The 12,171-nt window shown below is 48.2% G+C and carries 8 protein-coding genes; all 8 read left to right on the top strand.

Translation table 11 applies throughout. The features are described from left to right. Positions 1-56 precede the first annotated feature (56 nt). The 8 genes from rpoC (at position 57) to tuf (ending at position 12,115) form a co-directional block, all read left to right on the top strand. On the top strand, positions 57-3,647 hold the full coding sequence (gene rpoC / locus RUMAL_RS14810; RefSeq protein WP_013499493.1) for a DNA-directed RNA polymerase subunit beta': 3,591 nt from the start codon (positions 57-59) through the stop codon (positions 3,645-3,647). Positions 3,648-3,848: 201 nt separating this feature from the next. Continuing rightward, positions 3,849-4,844, top strand: a complete 996-nt coding sequence (locus tag RUMAL_RS14805) for a serine hydrolase domain-containing protein (RefSeq protein WP_013499492.1) — start codon at positions 3,849-3,851, stop codon at positions 4,842-4,844. A gap of 210 nt (positions 4,845-5,054) precedes the next feature. Next, the gene (locus RUMAL_RS14800; RefSeq protein WP_013499491.1) at positions 5,055-5,558 is read left to right on the top strand and encodes an RNA polymerase sigma factor; all 504 of its coding nucleotides are present in this window, start codon (positions 5,055-5,057) and stop codon (positions 5,556-5,558) included. Beyond that, complete coding sequence (locus RUMAL_RS14795; RefSeq protein WP_013499490.1) at positions 5,533-7,248, top strand: hypothetical protein; 1,716 nt, start codon at positions 5,533-5,535, stop codon at positions 7,246-7,248. The genes RUMAL_RS14800 and RUMAL_RS14795 overlap by 26 nt, the downstream gene beginning before the upstream one ends. Before the next feature lie 307 nt (positions 7,249-7,555). Further along, positions 7,556-7,981 carry a 30S ribosomal protein S12 gene (gene rpsL / locus RUMAL_RS14790; RefSeq protein WP_013499489.1) on the top strand — a complete coding sequence of 142 codons (426 nt, stop codon included), beginning with the start codon at positions 7,556-7,558 and terminating at the stop codon, positions 7,979-7,981. A gap of 217 nt (positions 7,982-8,198) precedes the next feature. Then, the gene (gene rpsG / locus RUMAL_RS14785; RefSeq protein ID WP_002853108.1) at positions 8,199-8,669 is read left to right on the top strand and encodes a 30S ribosomal protein S7; all 471 of its coding nucleotides are present in this window, start codon (positions 8,199-8,201) and stop codon (positions 8,667-8,669) included. 21 nt (positions 8,670-8,690) lie between these two features. Then, complete coding sequence (gene fusA / locus RUMAL_RS14780) at positions 8,691-10,769, top strand: elongation factor G (protein ID WP_013499487.1); 2,079 nt, start codon at positions 8,691-8,693, stop codon at positions 10,767-10,769. A 146-nt stretch (positions 10,770-10,915) separates the two neighbouring features. Beyond that, positions 10,916-12,115, top strand: a complete 1,200-nt coding sequence (gene tuf / locus RUMAL_RS14775; protein WP_013499486.1) for an elongation factor Tu — start codon at positions 10,916-10,918, stop codon at positions 12,113-12,115. Positions 12,116-12,171: the final 56 nt, after the last annotated feature.

The following is a 12,171-nucleotide window of genomic DNA, read 5'->3' as shown; positions in this document are numbered from 1 at the left end:
AGGCACAGGGTGCCTCCAGTCCCGGCTTCTAACTTCTAAAGGAAGGGGTATCGCTGTTGGATTTTAATGTATTTGAATCAATAAAGATCGGTCTGGCATCTCCCGAAAAGATCAGAGAATGGTCATACGGTGAGGTCACAAGACCCGAAACCATAAATTACCGTACACAGAAGCCTGAAAAGGATGGTCTGTTCTGCGAAAGGATATTCGGACCGCACAAGGACTGGGAGTGTCACTGCGGTAAGTACAAGAAGATCCGTTTCAAGGGCAAGATATGCGAACGCTGCGGCGTTGAGGTAACAAGGGCTAAGGTAAGACGTGAGAGAATGGGTCACATCGAACTGGCTGCACCTGTATCACATATCTGGTACTTCAAGGGCACACCCTCCCGCATCGGTCAGATGCTGGAGATCTCCCAGAAAAGACTGGAAGAAGTGCTGTATTTCACAAAGTATGTAGTAATAGACCCCGGCAACACCGAGCTTGAAAAGGGCAAGCTGCTTACTGAGCAGGAGTATAACGATCTGCTGGTAAAGTATGACGAGAGCGATTTCAAGGCAGGCATGGGTGCTGAGGCTATCAAGCAGCTGCTGGAGGAGATCGACCTCGATCAGCTTTCAAATGAACTGAAGGAAGAGCTCAAGGAGCTGCCTGCAGGTCAGAAGAAGATCAAGCTGCTGAAAAGACTGGAGATCGTAGAGGCATTCAGGGCTTCGGGCAACAGACCCGAATGGATGATACTGGACGTTGTTCCTGTTATCCCCCCCGATATCAGACCTATGGTAATGCTGGACGGCGGCAGATACGCTACCTCCGACCTGAACGATCTTTACAGAAGAGTTATAAACAGAAACAACCGTCTTAAAAGGATGCTGGAACTGGAAGCTCCCGATATCATCGTAAGAAATGAAAAGAGAATGCTCCAGGAAGCTGTTGACGCACTGATCGACAACGGCAGACACGGCAGACCTGTTACAGGTCCTAACAACAGAGCGTTCAAGTCCCTTTCGGATATGCTGAAAGGTAAGCAGGGACGTTTCCGTCAGAACCTGCTGGGTAAGCGTGTTGACTACTCAGGACGTTCCGTTATCGTCGTAGGCCCCGAGCTGAAAATGTATCAGTGCGGTCTGCCTAAGGAGATGGCACTGGAGCTGTTCAAGCCCTTCGTTATGAAGAGACTTGTTGACACAAATCCTCAGATCAATATAAAGAGCGCAAGAAAAGCAGTCGAGAGAGCACGCCCCGAGGTATGGGACGCTCTGGAGAACGTTATCCAGGGTCACCCTGTAATGCTGAACCGTGCGCCTACACTGCACAGACTGGGTATCCAGGCATTCGAGCCCATACTCGTTGAGGGCAGAGCTATCAAGCTGCACCCTCTGGTTTGTACAGCGTTCAACGCCGACTTCGACGGCGACCAGATGGCGGTACATCTGCCTATATCCGTTGAGGCACAGGCTGAGGCAAGATTCCTCATGCTGGCTGCTAACAACCTGCTGAAGCCTTCGGATGGACGTCCTGTGGCTGTTCCTTCTCAGGATATGCTGCTGGGTTCATACTACCTGACTCTCCAGAAGACAGGCGAACCCGGTGAAGGCAAGGTGTTCAGAGATGTCAACGAGGCTATCATGGCTTATGATAACCACGATGTTACTCTCCACGCAGCTATCAAGGTAAGGATCACACGTCAGATCGGTGACAAGACAGTATCCAAGATCATCGACGCTACTGTGGGAAGACTTATCTTCAACTCCATTATCCCCCAGAATCTGGGCTATGTTGACAGAACAAGCTCCGAGAAGCAGTTCGACCTGGAAGTAAACTTCCTCGTAAAGAAGAAGCAGCTGGGCGATATCATCGACAGATGTATACAGAGACACGGTACTACAACTACTTCCGAAGTTCTTGATAACATCAAGGCACTGGGCTATAAGTACTCCACCAAGTCTGCCATAACCGTTGCGGTATGCGATGCAGATATCCCCGCTTCAAAGAAGGATATCCTCGCAGAAGCCGATGCACTGGTCGAAAAGGTAGACAAGCAGTACAAGAGAGGTTATATCTCAAGAGAAGAAAAGTCCAAGAAGTTCATCGAGATCTGGAACGCTGCTACTGATAAGGTAACAGATGCACTGAAGGCAAGCTACGACACCGAGCACAATCCTATCCATATGATGGCGGACTCCGGTGCCCGTGGTTCGATAAACCAGATAAGACAGCTCGCAGGTATGCGTGGTCTGATCGCCAATACATCGGGTTCTACCATCGAGATGCCTATCAGAGCTAACTACCGTGAAGGTCTTAACATACTGGAATACTTCATATCCTCCCGAGGCGCACGTAAGGGTCTGGCTGATACCGCTCTGCGTACCGCTGACTCGGGTTACCTGACAAGACGTCTTGTTGACGTATCTCAGGACGTTATCATCAGACACAAGGACTGCGGCACTACCGTTGGTATCGAGATATTCGATATCAAGAACGGCAACGAAATGATCGAGCCTCTGAGCGAGAGACTTGTGGGCAGATACCTTGTTGAATCCCTCAAGGATCCCAAGACAGGCGAGCTGATCTGCTCCAAGGATAAGCTGATAAGCGAGCACGATGCTGCCAAGATCGTTGCTGCACTGGAAGAAGAGGGCAAGACCTCTATCCAGATCAGATCGGTACTGCAGTGTAAGGCAAGAAACGGCGTATGCGCTAAGTGCTACGGCGCTAACCTGGCAAACGGCAATATAGTACAGGTCGGTGAAGCTGTCGGCGTTATCTCCGCACAGTCCATCGGTGAGCCCGGTACACAGCTGACCATGAGAACATTCCATACCGGTGGTATCGCATCGGCAGAAGATATCACACAGGGTCTTCCCCGTGTCGAGGAACTGTTCGAGTCCAGAAAGCCCAAGGGCGCAGCTATCATCTCCAAGATCGGCGGCGTAGTTCGTATCGAGGAGATCAAGAAGACAAAGCAGATCACCGTAACAGAGGATATCATTCCCGACGGACGCATCGAGCCCGCATTCGAGACTTATCCTATACCTTACGGCTACAAGATCAGGGTTAGAGACGGTCAGACCGTTATACCCGGTGAGCCTCTCACCGAGGGTTCGATCAACCCTGCTGATATACTGGCTGTTAACGGCGAAAAGGCTGTACAGAACTACATCATCACCGAAGTTCAGAAGGTTTACCGTCTGCAGGGTGTTGATATCAACGATAAGCATATCGAAGTTATCGTTCGTCAGATGATGAGAAAAGTCAAGATCGACGATCCGGGTTCAAGCTACAGACTTCCCGGCGAACTGGTTGACAAGTACGAAGTTGACAGGCTCAACGAAGAGATACAGGCACAGATCGATGCAGGCGACGAGAGCGCAAGACTCATCACAACACTGCCTGTTCTCCAGGGTATCACCAAGGCTTCCAGCTACTCCGACAGCTTCCTTTCCGCAGCGTCCTTCCAGGAGACCACAAAGGCTCTTACCGACGCAGCTATCAGAGGCAAGACGGATAAGCTCCAGGGCCTTAAAGAAAATGTTATCATCGGTAAGCTCATACCCGCAGGTACAGGTATGGACGTTTACAACAAGGTTGAGATCGTCAAGAACGAGAGCGGCGCACATACTGCTCCCACTGAATCGTTCATCTGATAGGATCCCGGCTTGATAATATGAAATAATAATCAGCAGCTCTTCGGCTTCGGTCGGGGAGCTGCTTTTTATGTGTGAAAAAAATCTTAATAAAATGTATTGACATTAAAAATTGTTTTTGGTATACTTTATGCTATCATGAAAAAAACGGTGTTTCGGGTGACAGATGAAAGTCAGAAGAGATGAACAGGAGGCAGCGGTATGACAGCAGAAGAGTTACACAGAATGGTTGAAGAAAGCAAGGGAAATGAGAGCAATATCTGCCAGATATATGCGATGAAAGACGGTGCGACGTTCTATGAAGACAGCTGGCGGGGCTTCGGGACGGCGGACACTGCGAACGTTATGTCGGTGACGAAAGGCGTGATGGCAGTGCTTGCGGGTATCGCGGCGGACAAGGGATTTATCGGCGGAACGAAAGATAAGGTGCTTGACTATTTTCCAGGATACAAGGTCAAGCGGGGCGAAAAGACCATCTATGATGTGACGCTTGAACATCTGCTGACGATGACAGCGCCCTACAAGTACAGGAGCGAACCTTGGAAAAAGGTATGTACTTCGGATGACTGGACGGTAGCCGCTCTTGATCTTCTTGGGGGAAGATCGGGGATAACAGGGGATTTCAAGTATGCAACTCTCGGAATACAGATATTTGCGGGCGTGATAGAAAAAGCCTCGGGCATGAGATGCATAGACTTTGCCAACGAATACCTGTTCAAGCCGCTGGGGATACCCGAGCACAGGGTACACGGTGACAGTTCAAAGGAAGATCAGTTCGATTTCCTGATGAATAAGAACCCTCGGGAAAACGAGTGGTACAGCGACCCTCAGGGAACGGTAACTGCGGGCTGGGGTCTGACACTTTCGGCGAGGGATATGGCTAAGATAGGACAGATGATGTTGAACGGCGGAAAGTACGGCGGTGCGCAGGTGGTATCGGAAAAGTGGGTGGAGAAGATGACCTCGCCTTTGCAGAAACTGCCTGAAACTTTCGGGGGACTGTACTACGGATATTTATGGTATACTATCGATGAGAGCGGCAAAGTTTGCGCTGCAATCGGGGATGGTGGAAATCTGATATACGTGAACAGAGAGAAGAATATATCTGTTGGGGTGACAGGGACGTTCAAACCGAGGATATTTGACAGAGTGGAATTTGTGGAGAAAAATGTTCTTGGGTTGATATCGGGGATATGATAAATAATTATCAGCAGCTCTTCGGCTCAGGTCGGAGGGCTGTTTTTTACGCCCGAAGAACTGATCATTATATTGACATTAAGAATAGTATCTGGTATACTGGTGCTGACAAAATGCGGTGCGTCAGCTGAATGAAAAAAATTTTTTCAGACCCGTGCAACATTTTTGGAACTGTCGGCGTTTTATTATACAGAGAGGGAGGTGAGGCGCATGGCTGATATCCTAAGCGATTATGAAGAGTTGTTAAAAGAGTACAGCGACATGGTCACAAGACTTTGTGTGATGCATACCGGGGATATGTCCGATGCGGAGGACGTATATCAGACGGTGTTCTTCAAGCTGTACAAGGAACTGAAAAAGGGTGTCATACCAAACCCGAAAGCATGGCTTCTCAGGGTGACGGTGAACGAGTGCAGTAGCTTATGGCGTTATCGCCTGCGCAGGAACACCCTCAGTCTGGAAGATGTCAGTGACATACCCGTTCAGCCTGCCGACCGCGAGATATGGCAGCTGGTGATGGAACTTCCGCCGAAGTACAGAGATGTGATATACCTTTATTATTATGAGGAGCTTACAGCTGATGAGATAGCAGAGGTCACTAAGACAAGACCTTCAACTGTGCGCTCACAGCTGAAACGCGGCAGAGAAAAGCTGAAAGGTCAGCTTGAACAGGAAGGGAGCGGACGTTATGAAACAGATGAGATTTTTGGATAATGTCAGAACACCCGAGGACTGGCAGCGCAGGGCTCTTAAAGCGGCAGAGGCTGAGGGCATGGAGCCGAAGCTGAAAAAATGGCAGTCCGCAGGGATAGTTGCGGTGACAGCGGCAGCGGCTGTGGGAATGGTGGTCATACCGATGTTCTATGGTTACAGTAACAGCGATGTACAGATTAAACACACATCATCTGACAGTACACCTGCAAAAAGCCGGGCATTATTGCCGCCTGAGGAAGAATATGATGAGAACCCTGAAAAATGGGCAGAATATATCAAAGATGCCAAGGCTAAGATGAACGATATGTACGGTTATACAGAAACTGTGAATGTGCTGGACTGCGTGAAGTCTGAAGATGATGGAACGATCTTTCTTGCGTGTGCGCGAGAGTCCTACCAGTTTGGAAATCATGTGTTATGCACACAGCTTATGGCGGATGGCGATGCGCTTTCGGGAAGCAAGGAACTTCCGAAGTTCGGCGATAAAGTGGTGCTGGGCTTCGATGAACTTCTGGGCGAGGAATGCCTTGATATGAATTTCACCATGGAAGTAAACGGCAGGAAATATTTGGGAGTACAGCCCAAAGGAACACTTTTCTGCAACGGATACGCCGATCTGGGCAGATGGACAGATGGATTTTTTGGAGATATACTTCGCACGGCACAGGTTGCTGCAAGGGTCTCGGATTATACATTCGACGATACGGTCAAGTATTTGGTGAGAGGCACCTATAAAAATATCAATCAGGTAAAGCCCGAGGTCGAGTGCAGTATCTCATATGACAAAAGAGATACAGAGATCAAAGGCGAGATGATGGCGACATTGTTTGATGAAGCCTACGTCCGCGGCGGCGCAACATCACAGCTTTATGTGATGAAAATTGAAAAGACCGACGGCGGATACCTGTGGGCAGGCTCATATTTCGATCGCATAGAAAAGACATGTTCGATCGGTATAGGCGGAAGACAGTACACCCTCAAAACAAAGTGTGATACCGATATCGAGATACTGAATGTCAGGGCAGTGGCGGACAGCACCAAAGCAAATACGGCGTATCTGCTGATAAACGTCATCGATACCGAAAGAACGGGAAATATCAGGGGCAAACTTAAAATTGATGTTGTTCCGACCAATCTAAAGGGATCAGATATCAATGTCATTGAAAACACGGTCATTCAAATGACAGCTGCTGAAAACGGTGATTATGACTTTACAGTTGAACCCTTCGGTGATGTTGTAGTTAGAAAGTTCGACGATAACGGAAATAAAAGAACGCTGTTCCTGTATACCTTTGAACTTACAGCATCAAAAAATGCAGACTTTGATGAGATAAAAAATATCATGTTCAAAGAGGACTCCAAAAAGCATGAGATATCGTCATTTGTGATAAACAGTAATGATGAGTATGTCATTAGATGTGAGGATGACCGCGTTAAGAAACTATATATTGCTCGCGACGAGGAATACAGCGGCGGAAAGCTTCTGCTTATGTATGGAGTGGAGTTCGATGAAACAGTCTCAGAGCCACCCGACGGAATAACATTCAGCTTTGGCAAAAAGAACGGTGATGAGATAGTTTGGGCGGGCAAAGCGAAGTTCGGCGGAGCGGAGACACAAAAAAATACAGGTTCGGAAGTTATCAGTATTGAGCGAAGAAATGTTGACTACAATATAGACCCGCAGCGATGATATCGTGTATAATTGGGTGAAACTGCTAAGGAAACAAAGAGAGAAGTCACAGCTGACAAAAACGAGCGCGGACGATAAAACGTCTGCGCTCGTTCTATATTTAAAGCACCGCAGCATTCAGAAATTGTACACAAGAAATACTGCGGCTTATCACTTCTATATGAGTGCAGACCTTGTATTACGGGGTGTTTTGTGTGAAGTGTAAAAATTATATGAAATAGCTTGACATATCGGGAAAAGTAATGTATAATAGTCGAGTACGCTGACAATAGGGTCAGTGTAACTATTTGACGAAAGGAGAGAAACCATGCCAACCTTTAACCAGTTAGTAAGAAAGGGCAGAAACGTACTTGCAGACAAGTCTACAGCTCCTGCTCTCCAGAAGGGCTTCAATGCCAAGAAGAAGAGAGTTATCGATCAGAGCTGTCCTCAGAAGAGAGGCGTATGCACAGTTGTCAGAACAGCTACTCCTAAGAAGCCTAACTCCGCAATGAGAAAGGTAGCCAGAGTAAAGCTGACCAACGGCTACGAGGTAACTGCATACATCCCCGGCATTGGTCATAACCTTCAGGAGCACTCTGTTGTTTTCATCAGAGGCGGAAGAGTTAAGGACCTCCCTGGTGTAAGATACCACATCATCCGCGGTACTCTTGATGCACAGGGCGTTGCTAAGAGAATGCAGGCTAGATCCAAGTACGGCGCTAAGAAGCCTAAGGCAGGCGCTGCTAAGTAAGCTTTATAAAGCTTGCGGAAACTACGGGAGGTATCCCGCTTAAAATTTATGGAATAACTCATTGCCGCGTAAAAGCGGAGACCACAGTTTTTGTGGAGTGATTGATATATATTGTATTGGTAACTCTGCATGGAACTGACGGGGCTGTGACGGACTTTCAGGTTTGGTCACAGAGCGAGTACCTATGAATTCATTATTTGTGAAGGAGGGAATTAAAGTGCCAAGAAGAGGTAGAGTTACTAAGAGAGACGTGCTCCAGGATCCTGTATACAACAGCAAGCTGGTTACACGTCTGGTAAACAACATCATGCTCGACGGTAAGAAGGGTGTTGCCCAGAAGATCGTTTACGGAGCATTCGAGATCGTAGAGGAAAAGACAGGCCGTCCTGCTCTCGAGGTTTTCGAGGAGGCTATGAACAATATCATGCCTGAGCTGGAGGTAAAGGCTCGCCGTGTCGGCGGTGCTACCTATCAGGTCCCCATGGAGGTTAGACCTGACAGACGTCAGACACTCGGTCTGAGATGGATCACTAAGTATTCTCGTGAAAGACACGAGGATACCATGAAGGAAAAGCTCGCAGCTGAGATCCTCGACGCTCTTAACGGTGTAGGCGGTTCATGCAAGAAGCGTGACGACACACACAAGATGGCTGAAGCTAACAAGGCTTTCGCTCATTACAGATGGTAAGAGTATAGAGGAGGATATATCATGGCTAGAGAAACTAAGCTCCAGGATTACCGTAATATCGGTATCATGGCACACATCGACGCCGGTAAGACAACTACTACTGAGCGTATCCTGTTCTATACCGGTGTTAACTACAAGATCGGTGAGACACACGACGGTGCATCTACAATGGACTGGATGGCACAGGAGAAGGAGAGAGGTATCACTATCACCTCTGCTGCTACTACTTGCTACTGGAAGGGTCACAGACTCAACATTATAGATACTCCCGGCCACGTTGACTTCACCGTTGAAGTTGAAAGATCTCTGAGAGTTCTCGACGGTTCAGTTACCGTTCTTTGTGCAAAGGGCGGCGTTGAGCCCCAGACCGAGACTGTATGGAGACAGGCTGACAACTATAAGGTACCTCGTATGGTATACGTCAACAAGATGGATATCATGGGTGCTGATTTCTATAACGTACTGAATATGCTCCACGAGAGACTTCAGTGCAACGCTGTTCCGATCCAGCTGCCTATCGGCGCTGAGGAAGATTTCAAGGGCATCATCGATCTCCTTGAGATGAAGGCGTACATTTATTATGATGATCTGGGCAAGGATATCAGATGTGAGGATATCCCCGCTGATATGCAGGAAAAGGCTGAGCAGTACAGAGCTGACCTGATCGAGCATCTGGCAGAAGTTGATGACGATCTGGCTGAGAAGTTCTTCGCTGATGAGGAGATCACCATCGAAGAGATGAAGACTGTTATCAGAAAGTCCACCATCGCTAACACAATGGTTCCTGTTACTTGTGGTACTTCCTACAAGAACAAGGGCGTACAGAAGCTGCTCGACGCTATCGTTGACTATATGCCTTCTCCTATCGACGTTCCCCACATCAAGGGTGTTAACCCTGATACAGGTGAGGAGTGCGAGAGAATTTCAGGCGACGATCAGCCTTTCGCAGCACTGGCATTCAAGATCGCTACAGACCCCTTCGTTGGTAAGCTGGCATACTTCAGAGTATACTCCGGTGTACTGGCAGCAGGTTCTACCGTTTACAACTCCACCAAGGATAAGGACGAGAGAATCGGACGTATCGTTCAGATGCACTCCAACGACAGAAAGGATATCGATACCATCTATGCAGGTGATATCGGTGCAGCTATCGGTCTGAAGAATACTACTACAGGTGATACTCTCTGCGACGAGAAGAACCCTGTTATACTGGAATCCATGGAATTCCCTGAGCCTGTTATCCAGCTCGCTATCGAGCCTAAGACCAAGGCAGGTCAGGAGAAGATGGGTATCGCGCTGGCTAAGCTGGCAGAAGAAGACCCGACCTTCAGAACTTATACTTCCGAAGAGACAGGTCAGACCATTATCGCAGGTATGGGTGAGCTCCATCTGGAGATCATCGTTGACAGACTGCTGAGAGAGTTCAAGGTTGAGGCTAACGTTGGTGCACCTCAGGTATCCTATAAGGAGACTATCACCAAGGAAGCTAACGTTGACTACAAGTACGCTAAGCAGTCAGGTGGTAAGGGTCAGTACGGTCACGTTAAGATCAATGTATTCCCCAATGAGAGCGGCGCAGGCTACGAGTTCGTAAACAAGGTAGTCGGCGGTTCTATCCCCAAGGAGTACATCCCTGCTGTTGACGCAGGTATCAAGGGCGCTATGGAGAGCGGCGTACTCGCAGGCTTCCAGGTTGTTGACTGTAAGGTTGAACTGTATGACGGTTCTTACCACGAAGTTGACTCCTCTGAAATGGCGTTCAAGATCGCAGGTTCTATGGCATTCAAGGAGGCTATGAAGAAGGCTGCTCCTATAATCCTTGAGCCTATCATGAAGGTATCCGTAATAGCTCCCGATGATTATCTAGGTACTGTTATCGGTGACCTGAACTCCAGACGTGGTCAGATCCTCGGTCAGGAGCAGAGAACAGGTGCTGTTCAGGTTGACGCTCTTGTTCCTCTGTCTGAGATGTTCGGTTATTCCAACGACCTGAGATCCAAGACTCAGGGCCGTGGTCAGTATGCTATGGAACCCCACAGCTATACTCAGGTACCGAAGTCTATCGCTGACAAGATCATGACTTCCAGAGCTAAAGACTGATTTTAGCAAAAATATTTTGCAAAAACTATTGCAAAATTCTCAATAATTTGGTATAATAATACTACGGTATGTCAGATGAGCGTTCAGTATATCTGAACGCTGCGTCTGAACGAAGTATAAAATTTATTTTAAGGAGGAAAATTCCTATGGCAAAGGCACATTTTGAAAGAACCAAGCCCCACGTTAACATTGGTACCATCGGTCACGTTGACCACGGTAAGACTACCCTGACAGCTGCTATCACCAAGACACTGGCTATGAAGGGTCAGGCTAAGTTTGAGGCTTATGACATGATCGATAAGGCTCCCGAGGAGAGAGAGAGAGGTATCACAATCAATACCGCTCACGTTGAGTATGAGACTGATAAGAGACACTATGCTCACGTTGACTGCCCCGGCCACGCTGACTACGTTAAGAACATGATCACAGGTGCTGCTCAGATGGACGGCGCTATCCTGGTTTGTGCTGCTTCTGACGGCCCTATGGCTCAGACAAGAGAGCACATCCTGCTGGCTCGTCAGGTTGGCGTTCCTGCAATCGTTGTATTCATGAACAAGGCTGACCAGGTTGACGATCCTGAGCTGCTCGAGCTGGTTGAGATGGATATCAGAGATCTGCTGAGCTCTTATGATTTCCCTGGCGATGATACTCCTATCATCGTTGGTTCTGCTCTGGCTGCTCTTGAAGCTCCCGATGACCTGAGCGATCCTGCTTACGAGCCTATCATCAAGCTGATGGACGCTGTTGACGAGTACATTCCTACTCCTGAGAGAGACGACGCTAAGCCTTTCCTGATGCCTGTTGAGGATACTATGACCATCTCCGGCCGTGGTACCGTTGTTACAGGTAGAGTTGAGAGAGGTGTTCTGAACACTGGTGAGACCGTTGAGATCGTTGGTCTGTCTGATGAGAAGCAGTCCACAGTTGTAACCGGTATCGAGATGTTCAGAAAGACTCTGGATTCCGCTATGGCTGGTGATAACATCGGCGCTCTGCTCCGTGGTATCACAAGAGATCAGGTTGAAAGAGGTCAGGTTCTTTGTAAGCCCGGCTCCATTCACCCCCACACTAAGTTCAGCGGTCAGGTTTACGTTCTGAAGAAGGAAGAGGGCGGCCGTCATACTCCTTTCTTCAACAACTACAGACCTCAGTTCTATTTCAGAACAACTGACGTTACCGGTATCATCTCTCTGCCTGCTGACAAGGAGATGTGCATGCCTGGTGATAACGTAACTATGGACGTTGAGCTGATCACTCCTATCGCTATTGAAGAGGGTCTGCGTTTCGCTATCCGTGAGGGTGGTAGAACTGTAGGTTCCGGCGTTGTTACTGCTATCAACGAATAATCAATAGCATTAATGCTGTAACATCAAGGACCGAGTCGAAAGGCTCGGTCCTTTTT

The sequence above is a fragment of the Ruminococcus albus 7 = DSM 20455 genome (assembly GCF_000179635.2).
In the GTDB taxonomy this organism is placed as follows: Bacteria; Bacillota; Clostridia; order Oscillospirales; family Ruminococcaceae; genus Hominimerdicola; species Hominimerdicola alba.
The sequence above is the reverse complement of the archived record's forward strand: the minus strand, read 5'-3'. Positions and strand labels throughout refer to the sequence as shown.